General features: G+C 33.4%; 14 protein-coding genes and 1 tRNA gene. 6 read left to right on the plus strand and 9 right to left on the minus strand.

The window, feature by feature from the left end; all coding sequences use genetic code 11:
• The first annotated feature begins 27 nt into the window (after positions 1 to 27).
• Positions 28 to 107, plus strand: a tRNA-Leu gene (locus tag EV143_RS01035).
• Between the two features lie 206 nt (positions 108 to 313).
• Here EV143_RS01035 and EV143_RS01040 read toward each other — a convergent pair.
• From EV143_RS01040 to EV143_RS01075, 8 genes are all read right to left on the minus strand, one after another.
• Positions 314 to 1,279, minus strand: a complete 966-nt coding sequence (locus tag EV143_RS01040) for a hypothetical protein (protein WP_133506119.1) — start codon at positions 1,277 to 1,279, stop codon at positions 314 to 316.
• Positions 1,280 to 1,281: 2 nt separating this feature from the next.
• Complete coding sequence (locus tag EV143_RS01045) at positions 1,282 to 2,730, minus strand: MBOAT family O-acyltransferase (RefSeq protein ID WP_133506121.1); 1,449 nt, start codon at positions 2,728 to 2,730, stop codon at positions 1,282 to 1,284.
• A gap of 349 nt (positions 2,731 to 3,079) precedes the next feature.
• Positions 3,080 to 3,541, minus strand: coding sequence for an OsmC family protein (locus tag EV143_RS01050; RefSeq protein ID WP_133506123.1), 462 nt, complete (start codon positions 3,539 to 3,541; stop codon positions 3,080 to 3,082).
• A gap of 253 nt (positions 3,542 to 3,794) precedes the next feature.
• Positions 3,795 to 4,979 carry an aldose epimerase family protein gene (locus EV143_RS01055; RefSeq protein ID WP_133506125.1) on the minus strand — a complete coding sequence of 395 codons (1,185 nt, stop codon included), beginning with the start codon at positions 4,977 to 4,979 and terminating at the stop codon, positions 3,795 to 3,797.
• 86 nt (positions 4,980 to 5,065) lie between these two features.
• Complete coding sequence (gene araA / locus EV143_RS01060) at positions 5,066 to 6,574, minus strand: L-arabinose isomerase (protein WP_133506127.1); 1,509 nt, start codon at positions 6,572 to 6,574, stop codon at positions 5,066 to 5,068.
• A 157-nt stretch (positions 6,575 to 6,731) separates the two neighbouring features.
• Complete coding sequence (locus EV143_RS01065; RefSeq protein WP_133506129.1) at positions 6,732 to 7,433, minus strand: L-ribulose-5-phosphate 4-epimerase; 702 nt, start codon at positions 7,431 to 7,433, stop codon at positions 6,732 to 6,734.
• A complete protein-coding gene (locus EV143_RS01070) occupies positions 7,417 to 9,108 on the minus strand; it encodes a ribulokinase (RefSeq protein ID WP_133506131.1) in 1,692 nt (563 codons plus the stop codon). Before EV143_RS01070 ends, EV143_RS01065 begins: the two co-directional genes overlap by 17 nt.
• A gap of 204 nt (positions 9,109 to 9,312) precedes the next feature.
• Positions 9,313 to 10,860: an alpha-N-arabinofuranosidase gene (locus EV143_RS01075; protein ID WP_133506132.1), complete on the minus strand. Its 1,548-nt coding sequence runs from the start codon at positions 10,858 to 10,860 to the stop codon at positions 9,313 to 9,315.
• Positions 10,861 to 11,199: 339 nt separating this feature from the next.
• Here EV143_RS01075 and EV143_RS01080 point away from each other — a divergent pair, with 339 nt between their 5' ends.
• The gene (locus EV143_RS01080) at positions 11,200 to 11,889 is read left to right on the plus strand and encodes an NUDIX hydrolase (RefSeq protein WP_133506134.1); all 690 of its coding nucleotides are present in this window, start codon (positions 11,200 to 11,202) and stop codon (positions 11,887 to 11,889) included.
• Positions 11,890 to 12,186: 297 nt separating this feature from the next.
• Here EV143_RS01080 and EV143_RS01085 read toward each other — a convergent pair whose 3' ends face one another.
• Entirely contained in the window at positions 12,187 to 13,185 is a 999-nt protein-coding gene (locus EV143_RS01085) for a GntR family transcriptional regulator (protein WP_133506136.1), read from the minus strand.
• Between the two features lie 102 nt (positions 13,186 to 13,287).
• Here EV143_RS01085 and EV143_RS01090 point away from each other — a divergent pair, with 102 nt between their 5' ends.
• From EV143_RS01090 to EV143_RS01105, 4 genes are all read left to right on the plus strand, one after another.
• Positions 13,288 to 14,343 (plus strand): aldose epimerase family protein, encoded by a 1,056-nt coding sequence (locus EV143_RS01090; protein WP_133506138.1) that lies wholly within the window; start codon positions 13,288 to 13,290, stop codon positions 14,341 to 14,343.
• 24 nt (positions 14,344 to 14,367) lie between these two features.
• Positions 14,368 to 15,528, plus strand: coding sequence for a galactokinase (galK, locus tag EV143_RS01095; RefSeq protein ID WP_133506140.1), 1,161 nt, complete (start codon positions 14,368 to 14,370; stop codon positions 15,526 to 15,528).
• A 16-nt stretch (positions 15,529 to 15,544) separates the two neighbouring features.
• A complete protein-coding gene (locus EV143_RS01100) occupies positions 15,545 to 16,618 on the plus strand; it encodes a UDP-glucose--hexose-1-phosphate uridylyltransferase (protein ID WP_133506141.1) in 1,074 nt (357 codons plus the stop codon).
• Between the two features lie 75 nt (positions 16,619 to 16,693).
• Complete coding sequence (locus tag EV143_RS01105; protein WP_133506143.1) at positions 16,694 to 18,379, plus strand: sodium/sugar symporter; 1,686 nt, start codon at positions 16,694 to 16,696, stop codon at positions 18,377 to 18,379.
• The last annotated feature ends 25 nt before the right edge of the window (positions 18,380 to 18,404 follow it).

The following is an 18,404-nucleotide window of genomic DNA, read 5'->3' on the forward strand; positions in this document are numbered from 1 at the left end:
TTTATTAATTATTTTTTCGTCTGCTAAGCCCGGATGGCGGAATTGGTAGACGCGCTGGTCTCAAACACCTGTGGGAAACCGTGCCGGTTCGACTCCGGCTCCGGGTACAAAAACCTCTTCTTAACGGAAGAGGTTTTTTTGGTTAATACGTTTATTTTAAGCCATGTAAGTGCATTTAATAACTTATGTTTATAACGCAACGTTATATTTTAAATATTGGCTTAAACTGCACAACTCGAATTATGCGAACAGGTAAGTTTATGTTACAATAAACATATTATTACTACTAAAAAATAATTTACATTTAAAAATCCTAAATCATAGATTTCAATAGTTTTGTGTTTTTTAATGTATCTATTAACTTTTGCGTAAACAATTCTGAACCCGTTTTATTAAGATGTTCTGCATTGTAAAAATATTTTTTTTTAAATGATATGGAATCATTCGAATAATCGTAAAACGGAATATTATATTTTTTACTAAAATTTCTGTACAACGATATTATACTATCTCTATTTCTAACAAATTTCTGTCCTTCTATATATTCAGGAGTATAAACTAAAATAATCTTTATGTTTTTGTACTGACATTCTTTTAAATATTTATCAAACAAAAGTATTGACGCATTATCCAATTTTATATCATAATTCTTCATTTTCTTTTTTGCCTCATCAAAATCCGAATTCCATTTATAATCTTGTGCCTGATATCCTTTAATCCTTACTTCTTTATCCTTACTAATTTTAGCCATCGAGAAAGCAATTTTTTTAGCCTCTCGACTTTTAAAGTATCTGATTAAAGGAATTTCATAATCAATTAAATCAAAACCATTATAACTTATTGTTTTATCTTTAATTTTATCATTCCAAAGCATATATGGAAGAAATTGCTCAAAATTATACAAATCTTTTTTTTTCAATAAAGTAAATACATCAACAGAATGTATAATTAATTTAGGCCTAACATTGTTTTCAATTAATAATGAATGTCTAAGATATTGTAACCAAAAGTTATGCCCATCTATACCTAAATTATATGTTGACAAATTTAATTCATTAAATAGCATTGTAGGATTAATCTGTACCCAAGCCCTGGAACTTCCATATATAACAATGTCTGAATTAATTTTTCCATCAATTACATCATTCCAGATTGAATATTCTCCTGCCGCATATGAATTCGACTTTTTTAAGTTTTTTGATATAAAAACATCAACAAAATATGCTGTTATAACTATTGGAGCTAAAAAAAACACCACTTGTCTTATAAATTTTTTCATGTTTAGAATTGAAAATAAATGAATTTTTGTTCTGTACCGGCAAAGTAAAATATTGCAATTATAATAGCGTAATAAAATCCCCATCTTAAAACTTTAGGCAATCCTATTCCTAATTTTGCAATTGCATATTGTTGTTCTCTACCAAACCATTCTATTGCAATAAAAATAATCATCAATAGCATTAAGGGTTTAACAGAATCATTCTTATCATACATCGGATATACGAATAAGCTTTTCGAAAATATTTTAGTGATTATATTCCAACCATGCGATAAATTTTCTGCTCTAAAAAAAATCCATGCAAGGACAGTTAAACTAAAAGTGAAAAACATTGAGACTAATTCTTTAATAGTGGGGAAATATTTACCCTGAGCCACAATGTCAAGGTTAGCTCTATTGGTATTAAAAATTATAGAAGGTATAATATATAAAGCGTTTAGTAGACCCCAGACAATGAATGTCCAATTTGCTCCATGCCAAAAACCGCTTACAAGAAATATTATAAAAATGTTTCTAACTTTCATCCAGATCCCACCTTTACTTCCTCCTAAGGGTATGTATAAGTAATCTCTAAACCAATTTGACAAAGATATGTGCCAACGCCTCCAAAATTCAGCTATATCTCTTGAGAAATAAGGAAACGCAAAGTTCCTTAATAAGTCAATCCCGAAAAGTCTGGCAGTACCTATTGCAATATCGGAGTAACCTGAAAAATCACCATAAATTTGAAATGTAAAAAATATTGCTCCGACAAGAAGTGTGCTTCCTGAGTATTCTGTCGAATTATTGAATATTATATTAGCATATCCTGCGCATTGGTCAGCAATTACTACTTTTTTAAATAATCCCCATAAAATCTGTTTCAATCCATCAACTGCATTTGAGTAGTCAAAATTTCTTTCTTTTTTTATTTGTGGCAAAAGATGTGTTGCACGTTCAATTGGCCCCGCAACTAGCAATGGAAAGAAACTTACAAACACGGAATAATCTACAAAATTCTTCTCGGGTTTAATTCGGTCTTTGTATATATCAATTACATAAGATAATCCGTGAAAAGTGTAAAAGGAAATTCCGACAGGCAAAATCACATTTAAAAACCACGGACTTGTAGAAAATCCTAAGTTTGAAATTGCATTGGCAAAAGAACTGGCAAAAAAGTTATAATATTTAAAAACACCGAGAAATCCAAGATTTACAGCTATACTTAACCAAAACCAAAATTTCTTATTAGTTTGACTTTTCGCTTCCGACATTTTAATTCCTGTATAATAGTCTAATAAAGTCGAAAAAACAAGTAAGAATAAAAACCGCCAATCCCAACAAGAATAAAAAAAATAACTTGCAATTAAAAGTAGGATATTCTGAAATTTTAAAGATTTTCTTCCAATAAACCAATAGAGTATAAACGTAAAAAGCAAAAATATTGCAAAATTTAATGAATTAAAAAGCATAATATAAAAACTCAAAGGTTATCATAAAGGAATAAATTGGCTACTGAACGGCACTTTCATTTGCAAATATATCTTATTATGTTTCTTTTCTGTCATACCAAACAATTATTTAATTTAAGAATTATCTCAGTACAAACAATTTATAATAATCTTCCAAAAATTGTTTAAAACACTCTCTATTTAGTTCTTTAATTTCGACATACAATCGCTAATAGTAGAAATTCTCTTTTTAACGAAAAATGTTTTTTGGTTTATAAATTTATTTTTCAATATATAAGCAATTATAAACATTTCAATAGCTGATGTTTTATTATGCAACTTTATATTTTACTTATATAGCTTATATGGTTCAAACCTCACAACTCGCATTATGTAAAACAGGAAAATTGCATGAATTAGCAATAAAACATAATTGATTTGCTTTTTCATGTAAAGTTAAAGCCAATTGAATTTGATCTGAATTCGAAATTTTTACTTTAGGATTTAATACTACCTCAACAAAACGTCCGCTTCCATCTTCAGAAACTTCTAGCTTCGCTTCAGCATTGTCTAAATATTCCAAAACTTCTATTCCGTTTTGAGAGCATACATATAAATACGACATCATGTGGCAGGAAACTAGACTACTTAAAAGTAAATCTTCAGGATTATATAATTCAGGATCGCCTTTAAAGGCTTTTGCAGCTGAAATATCTAAAATAGGTTTTCCTTCAATTTGAATTTGATGGCTTTTGCTGTAAAGCTTTTTTGTTAAATCTACAGGGGTTTTCTTCGAAGCCCAATTTAGCTTTGCTGTGAATAGATGTTTCATTTTAGTTTTTTGCTAAAGCTAAATTAAGTGTTTTTATCAGCAGAAATGAATTAATCACGCAAAGTCGCAGAGTCGCAAAGTTTTTTCTGCCACGAATTTCACGAATTTTCACTAATTAAAATTAACCGTCCTGATTTGTGTAAATTAGTTTAATTCGTGGCAAAAAATTTTATCAGCTCCATAAAAAAACCTCGAAAGCATAACTTTCGAGGTTTCTTAGAGAATTACTAACTAATTAAAATAAATCCTAAAACTATTTCTGTACAGAAAATTTAAAAGTAGTTTTGGTTTTATAATTTTCTCCCGGGTTTAAAACCGTTGTTGGGAAATTTTTCTGGTTTGGAGAATCCGGATAATGTTCTGTTTCCAGGCAAAGTCCGGTTCTGTGTGCATATTTTTTACCATCGCGAGTTGGTAACGTTCCGTCAAGAAAATTTCCGGAGTAAAACTGAATTCCAGGTTCATCTGTGGTCATTTCTAAAACTCGTCCGCTTACAGCGTGATATACTTTTGCAATAATTGTTTTTCCTTTTTCTGGATTTTTCAACACCCAGCAATGGTCGTAACCTTTTCCTCTTTCTAATTGTTCGTTTTTAACCGCGATATCTTTCCCAATTAATTTTGGTTTACTGAAATCGAAAGGTGTATTGGCAACATCTTCTAATTTCCCTGTTGGAATTAATGTCGCGTCAACCGGAACTAATTTATCTGCATTCAAAGTTAATTCATGATCTAAGATTGTTTTTGAAAAATCTCCCGATAAATTGAAATAAGAATGCTGCGTTAAATTCACCACTGTTTTTTTATCTGTTGTTGCTTCGTAAAGCACTTCTAACTGATTGTCATTTGTCAAAGTATAGGTTACAAAAACCTTTAAATTTCCTGGATAACCTTCTTCCATATCTTTACTCAAATACGATAATTTTAAAGAAGCTGTATTTCCCGATTTTACCTCATCGGCTTTCCAAACCACATTAAAATATCCTTGCGGACCACCGTGTAAAGCATTTGGCGCATTATTTATTGCCAACTGATATTCCTTTTCATCCAAAGTAAATTTTCCTTTTGCAATTCGGTTTCCGTATCTTCCAATCAAAGCTCCGAAGAATGGATTTTCTTTTTCATATTGTGCCAAAGAATTATAACCGATCACTACATTTTCAGAAACACCTTTTTTATTTGGAACTTTTAGATCTGTAATTCTTCCACCAAAAGTGATGATGTCGACTTCCATCCCATTTTGGTTTTTCAATTTATAGCTATCGACTTTTTCTCCTTTAGCAGTTGTTCCATAAGAAGATTTTTCGATTGTAACCGCCGCTTTTTCATCTGAAGAAATTGCTTCGGCATCAGCTTTTTTATCGCTTTTACATTGAACTGAAAGTGTCGCCAAACTTATTAGCGTAATTCCAAAAACGCAACGTTTTAATACATTCATAAATGATTTTTTAATTGGTTAAATGTTAGAAGTTAAAAGTAGCAAAAACTTAGAATCTTAGCAACTTAGAACCTTAGTACCTCAGATTACAATCCATGTTGAAACAAATGATAATATGCCTCATTAGCATTAATCTTATCCTTAAAGTCTCTAACTGTTGTTTTTTCATCAATAACCAATAATTCGATTCCAGCAATATCTGCAAAATCTTCCATATATTCTGTTGTAAGCGATTGGCTGTAAACGGTATGATGCGCTCCACCAGCAAGAATCCAAGCCGTTGCAGCTATCTCAAGATTTGGTTTACAATCCCATAAAACTCTTGCAACTGGTAATTTTGGTAATTCAGCCATTGGTTTAATAGCTTCTACTTCGTTAACTATCAAACGGAAACGAGTTCCCATATCTACCAAAGAAACGTTGATTGCATCTCCGGCTGGTGAATTAAACACCAAACGAGCAGGATCTTCTTTTCCACCAATTCCTAACGGATGCACTTCGCAAGAAGGTTTTCCATCAGCAATAGAAGGACAAATTTCTAACATGTGCGATCCTAAAACATATGATTTTTGTGGTGTGAAATGATAGGTGTAATCTTCCATGAAAGATGTTCCGCCCTCCAAACCAATATTCATTACTTTTAAAGCTCTTACCATTGCAGCGGTTTTCCAGTCGCCTTCTCCTCCAAAACCGTAACCATCGGCCATTAATCTTTGTGTTGCGATTCCCGGTAATTGTTTCCAAACTCCTAGGTTTTCAAACGTATCTGTAAAGGCGCCAAAACCTCCTTCTTCAAGGAATGCTCTTAAACCTAATTCAATTTTTGCTGCTTCTGCTAAAGAACTTCTTTGCGCTCCGCCTTCTTTTAAAGAATCGGTTAAAGTATAAGATTGTTCGTAAACGGCTAATAAATCGTTTAGTTCTTTGTCTGTTACCTTCTCAATATATTTAGTTACATCAGACGAATCGTATCCGTTTACCGAAACGCCAAAACGAATCTGCGCTTCTACTTTATCACCTTCTGTTACTGCAACTTCACGCATATTATCTCCAATACGGGCTACTTTTAGGTTTTGAAGTTCATCCCATCCTAAAACAACTCTTGTCCAGATGCCTAGTTTTTTCTGAACTCTTTCGTCTTCCCAATGTCCAACAACTACTTTACGTTTTTTACGCATTCTCGACATGATGAATCCAAATTCACGATCTCCGTGTGCGGATTGATTCAAGTTCATGAAATCCATATCGATAGATCCCCACGGAATTTCAGCGTTGTATTGTGTATGTAAATGGCATAATGGTTTTTTCAAAATGTTCAAACCGCCAATCCACATTTTTGCCGGAGAGAAAGTATGCATCCAGGCAATAATTCCGATACAGTTTTTAGCAGAATTCGCCGCTAAACAAACATCTAATATTTGAGATGGAGATTTTACGACATCTTTGTAAACCACTTTTACAGGAATACTCGACGAAGCGTCTAATCCTTTTGCAATTATCTGCGAATGCTCCGCTACTTTTCTAAGTGTTTCTTCACCGTATAATTCCTGGCTTCCTACTACAAACCAAACTTCTTTTTGAGAGATATCTATCATTTTTTATTTGTTTCAGGTTTTCTTTGTTTCAGGTTTCAAGTTCTGAAATGCGGAAAATCTTTGTTATAAATTTTTTTGTTATTTTTTGTTTCAGGTTTCAAGTTTCACGTTCCAAAAACTTGAAACTAAAAAAAACCTGAAACCTGAAACAAACTTTCTATTGTCCGTAATACGAGTCTTTTCCGTGTTTGCGGTTGTAATGTTTCTTTATTAAGGAATCTTTTAATCTTGGTGCATTTGGATTTATTTGTAAAGTCAAATAGGCCATTTCGGCAATTACTTCTAAAACCTTGCTGTTATAAACTGCTTTTGCTGCATTTTTCCCCCAGGCAAACGGACCGTGATTTCCTATCAAAACCATTTCTACTTCTTCGTATGAAAGATTTTTTTCTTTGAAACAATCTAGAATCTGGATTCCGGTATTGTGTTCGTAGTTTCCTTCGATAAGGGAATCCGCCATTGGCGGAGCGCACGGAATATCAGACGTTAAATGATCGGCGTGTGTGGTTCCGAAAATTGGAATGTCACGTTGCGATTGCGCCCAAGCCACAGAATACGTTGCATGTGTATGCGCAACACCTCCAATATTTGGCCAGTTTTTATATAAATAAGCATGCGTTTTAGTGTCTGATGACGGACGCATTGTTCCTTCAATAATGTTATTATCAAAATCGACAATTACAATATCTTCCGGTTTTAAATCTTCGTACGGAACGCCGCTTGGTTTAATGGCAAAAACGCCATTTTCTCTGTCAACGGCACTAACGTTTCCAAAAGTGTACACTACCAAATTCAATGCATTCAACTGCATGTTGGCTTCGTAACATTCTTGTTTTAAATCTTTATATGGAGAACTCATGTTGCGAAATTTTAATAGTTGGATCTTCGTAAGCGCTTAATTGATCGTAAGCGATAAGCAGTTTGTTATACGCTGCAACTTTATCTAATTGAGGAAAATATTCTCCGTCAAAATCACTTCCGATTTTTTGACTTGCTTCGATTACGTTTGAATAAATTCCGGCTGCAACGGCTGCGTAAATTGCTGCGCCCAAAGCTGGAGTCTGATCTGAAGCTGCAATTTTAATTGGCTTGTTTAAAACATTGGCCAAAGTCTGCATGATAAAAGGAGATTTTCGGGCAACGCCGCCAATTCCGATAACGCTGTCGATTTTTACGCCTTCTTCTTCAAAACGATCGACGATTTTCTTCGCCCCGAAACAGATTGCGTTTACTAAAGCTTTAAAAATATGTGGTGCTTTTGTTCCTAAAGAAAGGTTTGAAATCGCACTTTTTAATTCCTGATTCGCATCTGGAGTTCTTCTTCCGTTAATCCAGTCTAATGCAATTGGAAGACTTTCTGAAACCGGAATTTTCTCGGCTTCTTTTGTCAATTCCACAATTAATTTATCGCTGAATTCTTCTCTTAATTGTTCTTTTTGAGCGTCATTTAAAATTGTTGAAGCTGTTAATAAATGATCTGTCGGCCAAAGCAATAATTCTTTGTACCAAGCCAATAAATCTCCAAAAGCAGATTGTCCGGCTTCAAGACCAATAAAGCCCGGAATAACTGAACCATCAACTTGTCCGCAGATTCCGCGAACGGTTTTTGTTCCAACTTCATCATACGAACCAACTAGAATATCGCAGGTTGAAGTTCCCATAACGCGCACTAAAGTATTTTCTCCAATTTTTGCTCCAACAGCTCCAGAATGTGCATCAAAAGTTCCAACAGCTACAACTGTTTCTGTTGAAAGTCGTAAACGCTCTGCCCATTCTTTGCTTAAATTTCCGGCAACTAAATCAGACGTATACGTTTCATCATATAAGTTTCCGCGAAGCGTTGCTAAATAGGGATGTAGTTTTTCTAAAAATTCAACCGGAGGCAAACCGTTCCAGTCTTCGTGCCACATGGCTTTGTGTCCTGCGGCGCAACGGCTTCTTTTGAAGGTTTTTAAATCTTTATCTTCAATTAATAAATACGTCATTAAATCGCAGTGCTCCATCCAGGTGTGCGCTGCGTTTCGAACGGCTTCATCTTCTCTGGCGATGTGCAGGATTTTTGCCCAAAACCATTCTGATGAATAAATTCCGCCTACATATTTAGTTACGTTTTCTCCGCCCCAGCTTACTGCCAGTTCGTTGATTTCGTTTGCTTCATTGATTGAAGTATGATCTTTCCACAAAACCATCATCGCATTCGGATTTTCTTCAAAACCTTTTGTCAAGGCTAACGGAATTCCGTCTTTCGTTACAGGAACAGGAGAAGATCCGGTTGTATCGATGCAAATGCCTTTTACTAAAGAATGATCAACTTTGCTTTCTTTTATAACGGTTTGAATCGTAATTTCCAGCCCTTCGATATGATCTAAAGGATGCTGACGAAATTGATTTATCGATGCATCGCAATATTGTTTGTTTTTCCATCTTTTGTAATGAGAAACATTTGATGCTAATTCCTGCCCATTTTCAGTATCTATCAGCACCGCTCGAACAGAATCTGTTCCGTAGTCTAACCCAATAACGTAATTTTTCATTCCAAATAATTTTTAATGACGACAAATATAAATATAATTAACTTATAAGTGTACAAAAAACACTTAACAAAAATGACACAGTTTATTTTTATAGATAATGCATCAAAACAAGGATTTAAGAACAAATCAAAAAACAAAGGTTAATTTTACATTTATTTCTTTGCGATTACTTCATTTAATTCTTAAAACCCTATTTTTAGCTTTCTATTTTCCTTCTAAAACTAATACCGAAAAAGGCGGAATCGTAATTTCTAATTTTCCTTTTTTATTTTCAAAATCCTTAAAAACTGTTGGTACAATTTTGTTTGGAGTTTCAAACGAATTGTAATCCTGCAGTTTTCCTGCTCTCAAAATAGTTCCTGTAAAGTTTTTAACTCCCAGTTCTTTTACATCTATCTCTACTTTGTTTTTATTTTTTGAATCGATATTTACCAATGAAATATGAATCAGACCGCTTTTATCTTTTGAAGCCGATGCCGATACCGCAGGAAGTGTTTCTCCGTTATAAGTATAGTTTGGCGAATTAAAACTTATTGGCAATAATTTAGCATCCTGATGTACGTTGTACATTTTCATTACATGATAAGTTGGGGTAGTAATCATTTTTGCCTTATCTGTCAGGATTACGGCTTGTAAAACATTGACACATTGTGCTAAATTGGCCATACGAACTCTGTCAGCGTGATTGTTAAATATATTTAATGTTGAGCCCGCTAAAACAGCATCTCTCATTGTATTTTGCTGGTATAAAAAACCTCCGTTTGTTCCTTTTTCGACATCATACCAAGCGCCCCATTCATCAACCATAATGGGAACTTTTTTCTCAGGATCGTACTTGTCCATTACCGCGCTATGCTTTGTAACGAGTTCCTCCATTTTCAACGCTTGCTTCATGGTTTTAAAGTATTGCTCTTCTGTATAATCAACTGCATCTCCTTTTTTGTTCCAATCGATTACTGCATAATGATGCACACCAACTCCGCCTAGCATGTTAAGAGGAATATTTTTCATTAAAACTTCTGTCCAATTATAATCCGCACTATTAGATCCTGAAGCAATGCGGGTATAACCACCGGTATTTTCCCAGTCTGACATAAATGTGGCAAACTTGCGATATTCTCCAGCATAATATTCTGCTGTCATATTTCCTCCACAACCCCAGGCTTCATTTCCAATTCCCCAAAACTTCACTTTCCACGGCTCTGTCCTGCCATTCTTTTTGCGCAAATCGCTCATCGGACTTCTACCGCTAAAGTTGGTATACTGAACCCAATCTGCTAATTCCTGAACGGTTCCGCTCCCAACATTTCCGGATAGATACGGTTCAGCGCCAAGTAATTCGCACATATTTAGAAAATCATGTGTCCCAAAACTGTTATCTTCTGTAACGCCGCCCCACCATTTGTTTACAATTGTTGGTCGCTGTTCTTTTGGTCCAATTCCATCTTTCCAATGATAGGTATCGGCAAAACAACCGCCAGGCCATCTTAAGTTTGGAATTTTCAAGTCTTTCAAAGCTTGAATAATATCGTTTCTAACTCCGTTTGTATTTGGAATTTTGGAAGTATCTCCCACAAAAAATCCACCGTAAATAGATCGACCTAAATGCTCAGCAAAATGACCATAAATGTTTTTATTTATTATTGGAGCATCTGCTTTATTAGCAATAGTAATTACTGTAGTTCGGTTTTGAGCAAAATTAACCTGAGAAGATATCGCTGTAAGAAATCCAATTAAAAGTATTTTTTTCATATTATCTTGTTTTGCAATATTTTACAAATAATTAAAGCGTAAAGCTCTTAATTTTAATACCGTATCAAACTCACATAAGTGTTTATTGTACATTTGTAAAATTAGCTAAAATAAAACCTTAAAAACAAATTAATACTAAAAAAAAGAATAAATAAAAATACATTTCGCAAACAAATTGTGAAATTATAACTAAAAAGCACTGTTTTTAATTATTAAATAATAATAATGTCTTTATTTAGCCCGTATAATAGAAAATTATTTAATTTAAGTGTAAAACCTACATTAATAAATTATGAAACCTGTTGAGAAGTTTATATATTTACCAATAAATTATTGAATATGCTAAACAGTTATAGCTCTGCCGATAAGGTCTTATTAGCAGTGGATTGTATCATTTTTGGATTTGACAGCCAGGGATTGAAAATACTTCTAATTCAAAGGGACTTTGAACCTGAAAAGGGGAAATGGTCTTTGATTGGCGGATTTTTAAAACGTGACGAAATATTAGATAATGCTGCCATTAGAATCCTGAATACCTATACAGGTTTACACGACATTTATATGGAGCAATTATATGCGTACAGCGAAATTGATCGTGACCCTGTTGAAAGAACCATTTCGGTTTCGTATTATGCTTTAATTAATATTGAAAATCACAATACGGAGCTTATTAAAAATTACCATGCCGAATGGTTTCCTATTTCAGAGGCTCCAAACTTAATTTTTGACCATAATGAAATGGTGAAAAATGCCATTAAAAGATTACGTTACAGAACTTCGATAAAACCAATAGGTTTTGAATTGTTGCCGGAAAAATTCACCATGCGTCAATTACTGGAATTGTATGAAGCTATTTTGAGTAAAGAATTGGATAAACGAAATTTTATCAGCAAGATAAATTCTTTGGAAATTTTAAATAAACTCGAAGAAAAAGACATGCAATCTTCCCGAAAAGGATCTTATTTATATACTTTTAATAAAGAAAAATACGAAGAAAAATTACTCAACGATTTTGTACTGAATCTTTAAAAAGTTTCACGCCAATTAAACTACATAAAAAAACAAACCCTGAAAGCTACAAACTCTCAGGGTTTTTCCTTCAATAAAACTACTATTAAAAAACTAACAAATTACTTTGTATAAATTTCACATTACCAATGCTAAAAAATAAGTGTGAAATTTACATTTACAAATGTATGTAAAATAATTTCATTAAAACAAGAAATATTTAATTTATTTTTTTAATTAAAATTATGATGATTTAATAAACATAATTGCAATCGATTGTGATAAAATCATAAAACAGACAAAAACCCGTTTTTAAGGTTATAATGAGTTTCGCATAATTAGTGAAGACTTATTTTCAATTTGTTCCTTTTTTCCTTTCAGAACCATTTCGGCTAAAATTTTTCCCATGGCTTCAAAATGGGTTGAAATTGTAGTTATTCCGTTTGCAGCAATTTTTTTTAGCGGCGTTTCATTATAAGAGATAATTCCAAAATCGTTGCCTAATTTCAGGTTCTGATTTCTGGCATTTTCAATTACACGAACTAAATCTCTGTCGTTTGGAATAATGTAAAGGTCGCCTACTGTAATTTCTCTGTTGGTGAACTCGGTTATGATTTCGTATTCAAAATGATATTCTTTACAGAAATCTTCAAATCCAATTTTCATTCCAAGTGGTTCTCTGAATCCGGGAAAAATTAAAATCAGCTTTTTGTATTTATTCAATTTTGATTTTCCTTTTTGCAAACCTTCAAAAATATCTTTTTGGTGATTTTGATAAATGGCAGGATACATTTTTAAGTCTGCATTAGTTTGGTCCAGTATAATTACATCACCTACTGGTAGGGTTTTTATAGAATTAGCGATATCGATTAAGTTGGTGGGCATAATGATATATTTCGTGTAATTTCCGTTACTGTCATTTATTAGCTTTTGAAAAACGGGAACGTTAAAATGATGGAAGAATATATCAACCTGAACATTTTTTCCGATGTTTTTTAAAAACGAATTATAAATGTCTTCCTTAAAAATATTCAACTCATCAAAAAGTAAAAAAATCTTTTGTTTTATAGTGGTTTCAACGCTTTTCACGTAATAGCCTTTGCCGGGAATAGCATAAATAATTCCTCTTTTTTTAAGTTCGTCATAGCTTTGCAAAACGGTATCGCGAGACAAAGAAAAAGCCAAGCAAACTTTATTTACAGACGGAAGCCTGTCGCCTTTTACCAACTGTTCCTCCTCAATTGCCTTTTCAATTGAAAGAATTATCTGTTTATATTTTGGTAAACCAAGATTGTTTTGGATGGATATCAAATTCATAAAAATGCAAATTTTTATGCAATATAGCAAAAACTGGTAGGTACTGGTATGTAAAATTTTAAATTGTTTCTATTTTTGAATTTCATTTTTACTAAAATTTTGATGGAATTAAAACACATATCGCATTTAATAGATATTTCTGAAAGTAAATTGTTTGGTTTCATGCCTAATGATGAGAAGATTTATTCTTTCGAATTATCAAATGAAAATGGAATGAAAGTTCAAATTATCAATTATGGTGCAACTGTTACCTCGCTTCAGGTACCGCTTGAAAATGGAAAACTGGCAGATGTTGTTTTAGGTTTTGATACTTTAGATTCTTATTTACAATCCTATAGTTTGCCAAGTGCACCTTATTTTGGAACCACTGTTGGACGATATGCGGGAAGAATCAACAAAGGAATTTTTACTTTAAATGAAAAAACTTTTCAACTTGTTGGAAACAATAATGGAAATACTTTACACGGAGGAAATTTTGGCTTTGGAAGAAAAGTCTGGTCTGTTGTGAATAGTACAAATGAAAAAAGTCCATCGATAACTTTTCGTTTGGTAAGTGAAAATTTAGACGAAAATTTTCCGGGAGAATTAACGGTTGATTTAACTTATACTTTAACAGAAGCAAACGAATTACAATTAGAATATAAAGCAACAACAACCGAAGATACGGTTATAAGCCTGACGCATCATAGTTATTTTAACCTCAACGGTCATGAGTCGACGGTTCTTGATCAGGAAATGTTTGTAAATTCTGATCAGATTTTAGAAACGAATTCAGATAATATTCCATCAGGAAATTTTACGAATCTTTCTAATCATGCTTTCGATTTTAGAACTCCAAAAAATTGTCCTCCGGTAATTGATAATTCATTTGTGATTGAAGCTAAAAATGAAATTGCAGCGCAATTATTCAGCAAAAAAAACAATTTGCAAATGAACGTTTACACAGATCAGCCAAGCGTGCATGTATATGTGGGAGGAAATTGTTTTGATACTTTAAAAGGAAAAGAAAACGCAAATTATCATACGTCAAGCGGAATTTGTTTTGAAACACAAAATTTTCCTGATGCGCCAAATCATTCTCATTTTCCAAATTCAGTTTTGAAAAAAGGAGATGAATATCAACAAAAAACTGTTTATCAATTTCAAAAAATAAGCTAAAAATAACACTCTATTTATCATCCAATGAATGACATTTTAATACAAAATACAACTGCTTTTTTTGAAAAATCTTTTGGATCAGCGCCTCAAAAAGTGGTGCTTTCTCCAGGAAGAATTAATATTATTGGCGAACATATCGATTATAATGATGGTTATGTTTTACCGGCTGCAATAGACAAGGTTATTGTTTTTGCATTCGAAAAAAATAATACTTCAAAATCTAAAGTAATTGCCATTGATTTGAATGAAGAATTTGAGGTTGATTTAACGAAAGAAATTAAATTAAGCGATGTTGTCTGGACAAATTATATTCTGGGTGTAATTAAACAATTGCAGGATAAAGGATTTTCTTTTGAAGGTTTTAATTGTGTTTTTAGCAGTAATATTCCCGTTGGATCCGGATTATCGTCTTCTGCGGCTTTAGAGTGCGGAATGCTTTTCGGCATAAAAGAACTTTTTAATCTTACAATCAATAAGGTAGATATTGCTTTAATGGGTCAAAAAGCAGAACACTGGGTTGGTATTAATTGTGGCATAATGGACCAGTTTTCGAGCGTTCACGGTCTTGAAAACAAGGTAATAAAATTAGATTGTAATACGCTGGAATTTGAATATCACGATGCCAACTTCAAAGATTACTCTTTGGTTTTATTTGACAGTAATGTTAAGCATTCTCTTTTTACATCAGAATATAATACGAGAAGAATTGAATGTGAAGAAGGTTTATCAATTATAAAAAATAATTTTCCTGAAATAAAAAGTTTTAGGGATTGTACCGAAGCGCAAATTTTGAGCCTTAAGGATAAAATGAATGAAACGGTTTTTAAAAGAGTTCATTTTGTAGTAAAAGAAATTGCCCGTGTAACAAAAGCATGTGAGGCTTTAGATAACGGAAATATAGAACTTTTAGGACAATTGCTTTTTGAAACTCATGATGGTTTGTCGAAGGAATATGCAGTGAGTTGTGAGGAGCTTGATATGCTTGTAGCTACTGCAAAAGATGACGATGCGATAGTTGGTTCACGATTAATGGGAGGTGGTTTTGGCGGTTGTACCATAAATTTAATTAAAAAAGGTCACGAAAATGAGGTGAAAAATAAGTTTTCAAATCTTTATTTAAATATATTTGGTATCGAACTAAAATTCTACGATGTAAAAATCGCAAACGGAACAACACTACTTTAATACCACAGCAACTACAATGAAAAATTTCGACATTAACGAAGATCCGCACAGACGCTTTAATCCATTAATAAATGAATGGGTTTTAGTTTCACCTCATCGCTCAAAACGTCCCTGGCAAGGGCAAAACGAAACTGTTTTAACGGAGACATTGCCAAAATACGATTCAACTTGTTATTTATGTCCCGGAAATGTACGTGCAAACGGAGTCAATAATCCTGACTACAAAGACAGCTTTGTTTTTGAAAATGATTTTGCCGCCATGAAACAAGACGAAATTATTTTTGAGGAAGATATTAAACATACCTTTTTTAAAGCGCAGCCTGAGCGCGGAATTTCAAGAGTCGTTTGTTTTTCACCAAGACACGATCTTACTCTGCCTGAAATGAGTATTGCCGAAATTGAAAATATCATTAAAACCTGGCAAGCAGAATATACTGATTTAGGAGATATTAAATATATTAATTACGTTCAGATTTTTGAAAATAAAGGAAGTGTTATGGGATGCAGCAACCCGCATCCGCACGGACAAATCTGGGCGCAGTCATCATTGCCAACGCAGGTTGAAAAAACGCATAAAAGCTTGAAAGCGTATTTCGATAAAAACCACAAAACGCTTCTTGAAGATTACCTAAAAGCAGAATTAAGATCCGGAGAACGCATTGTTATCGAGAATGATCATTTTGTAGCTTTGGTTCCTTTTTGGGCAATCTGGCCGTATGAAACCATGATTATAAGCAAAAGAGCATTTGGTAAAATCACAGATCTTACTGCTGATGAAACGATTGCTTATGCTACGATCTTAAAACAACTGACATCAAAATACGATAATTTATTCAACACTTCTTTTCCGTATTCGTCAGGAATTCATCAGGCACCAACAGATGGATTTGAACATCCGGAATGGCATTTTCACATGCATTTTTATCCGCCATTATTGCGTTCTGCCAGCGTTAAAAAATTCATGGTTGGTTACGAAATGTTAGCGGAATCGCAACGTGATATTACTCCTGAAAAAAGTGCCGAAATTTTAAGAGAATTATCAGACGTGCATTATAAAAGCAAAGAAAAAAGTCAGGTTGAACATTCATAACCGAAAAATAAAATAAGTTTTAACTTTTAAAAAAAACAAACAATCACCCTTTACTAATTTTTTAAAATACTAACAATGAACCAGAACCTTGCTCTCGCAGATTATGCGGTTTTTATTATCTACTTTATCGTAGTCGCATCCTACGGTTTTACGATCTACCACAAACGTAAAAAAGATGAACAAGATGCTAAAGCCTACTTCTTAGCTGAAGGAAACTTAACCTGGTGGGCTATTGGAGCATCATTAATTGCTTCTAATATTTCTGCAGAACAATTTATAGGAATGAGCGGTGAAGGTTTCTTTTTAGGAATTGCCGTGGCAGCTTATGAATGGTTGGCAGCTGTTGCCTTAATTATTGTTGCTGTGTGGTTTATTCCTGTATATCTTAAAAATAAGATTTACACGATGCCACAATTTTTAAAAACACGTTATAATGAGTCGACTGCTTTGATTATGGCAGTTTTCTGGTTGTTTTTATATGTTTTTGTAAACTTAACTTCTATTTTATATTTAGGAGCTGTTGCTATCAACGGACTTGCAGGAGGAGAATATCTTCATGTTATTATGGTCGGGCTGGCATTATTTGCTTTGCTGATTTCTCTTGGAGGAATGAAAGTTGTGGCTTATACAGACGTTATTCAGGTTGCCGTTTTAATTATTGGAGGTCTTGTAACATCTTATATTGCACTTACAACGGTTGGTCAATATTTTGGGGTTGGCGAAAATGCTATTGCAGGTTTCAAAGTTTTAATGAGAGAAGCTCCGGAGCATTTTAAAATGATTATTCCAAAACCAACAGCAACATCATCTCAACTTGATATTGATAAGTATTTAACTTTCCCTGGGTTAATGTCATACCTGGCCGGTATCTGGATCATCAACTTAAACTATTGGGGTTGTAACCAATACATTACGCAAAGGGCTCTTGGTGCTGATTTACAAACAGCCCGTACAGGTATTTTATTTGCCGGTATGCTAAAATTATTAATGCCATTAATCGTAATGTTACCAGGAATAGCAGCTTACGTTTTATACCAAAACGGACATTTACCACAATTAGTTGGAGGTAAAGATGGAGCTTATTCTGCGGTTTTAACATTCTTGCCAACAGGTTTAAAAGGACTTTCTGTTGCGGCTTTAACTGCTGCGATTGTAGCCTCTTTAGCCGGAAAAGTAAACAGTATTTCTACAATTTATACATTAGATATTCATAAAAAATACATCCAGAAAGAAGCGGGTGAAAAACAACAAGTAAACATTGGTCGAATTGCCGTTTTTGCTGCAATGCTTTTGGCGGTTTTATTTACTTGGAATGATATTTTAGGAATTGGCGGTGTTGGTGGATTTACATACATCCAAAAATACACAGGATTTATTAGCCCTGGAGTTTTTGCCATGTTCTTCCTTGGTATGTTCTGGAAAAGAACTACAGGAACCGCAGCTATTGTTGGTGTAATTTTAGGATTTGTTTTATCAGTATTATTCAACGAATATGCTCCAATGTTATTTGGAAACGAAACCTTATTATATACGGCTTATCCTAACGGAAAAGGCGCTTTCGAAATTCCTTTCCATATCTGTATGGGATTATCATTTTTCTTTACAATGCTGGCTATGATTGTAATTAGTTTTGCTGGACCAAAAGTAAATCCTAAAGCATTCGAAATCGACTCTGAAATGTTTAAAGTAAAACCACAAACTACAGTTTTAATCGTAATCACATTATTGATTATTGTGGCTTTGTATGTAAAATTCTGGTAGTATAATTTTTTACTATATTATTTTT

It is taken from the genome of Flavobacterium chryseum (genome assembly GCF_004362015.1).
GTDB lineage: Bacteria > Bacteroidota > Bacteroidia > Flavobacteriales > Flavobacteriaceae > Flavobacterium.

Bases quoted from the DNA above. Each gene is read 5' to 3' on its own strand.
- EV143_RS01040 (WP_133506119.1), bottom strand. From the start codon at position 1,279: ATGAAAAAATTTATAAGACAAGTGGTGTTTTTTTTAGCTCCAATAGTT.
- EV143_RS01045 (WP_133506121.1), bottom strand. From the start codon at position 2,730: ATGCTTTTTAATTCATTAAATTTTGCAATATTTTTGCTTTTTACGTTT.
- EV143_RS01050 (WP_133506123.1), bottom strand. From the start codon at position 3,541: ATGAAACATCTATTCACAGCAAAGCTAAATTGGGCTTCGAAGAAAACC.
- EV143_RS01055 (WP_133506125.1), bottom strand. From the start codon at position 4,979: ATGAATGTATTAAAACGTTGCGTTTTTGGAATTACGCTAATAAGTTTG.
- araA (WP_133506127.1), bottom strand. From the start codon at position 6,574: ATGATAGATATCTCTCAAAAAGAAGTTTGGTTTGTAGTAGGAAGCCAG.
- EV143_RS01065 (WP_133506129.1), bottom strand. From the start codon at position 7,433: ATGAGTTCTCCATATAAAGATTTAAAACAAGAATGTTACGAAGCCAAC.
- EV143_RS01070 (WP_133506131.1), bottom strand. From the start codon at position 9,108: ATGAAAAATTACGTTATTGGGTTAGACTACGGAACAGATTCTGTTCGA.
- EV143_RS01075 (WP_133506132.1), bottom strand. From the start codon at position 10,860: ATGAAAAAAATACTTTTAATTGGATTTCTTACAGCGATATCTTCTCAG.
- EV143_RS01080 (WP_133506134.1), top strand. From the start codon at position 11,200: ATGCTAAACAGTTATAGCTCTGCCGATAAGGTCTTATTAGCAGTGGAT.
- EV143_RS01085 (WP_133506136.1), bottom strand. From the start codon at position 13,185: ATGAATTTGATATCCATCCAAAACAATCTTGGTTTACCAAAATATAAA.
- EV143_RS01090 (WP_133506138.1), top strand. From the start codon at position 13,288: ATGGAATTAAAACACATATCGCATTTAATAGATATTTCTGAAAGTAAA.
- galK (WP_133506140.1), top strand. From the start codon at position 14,368: ATGAATGACATTTTAATACAAAATACAACTGCTTTTTTTGAAAAATCT.
- EV143_RS01100 (WP_133506141.1), top strand. From the start codon at position 15,545: ATGAAAAATTTCGACATTAACGAAGATCCGCACAGACGCTTTAATCCA.
- EV143_RS01105 (WP_133506143.1), top strand. From the start codon at position 16,694: ATGAACCAGAACCTTGCTCTCGCAGATTATGCGGTTTTTATTATCTAC.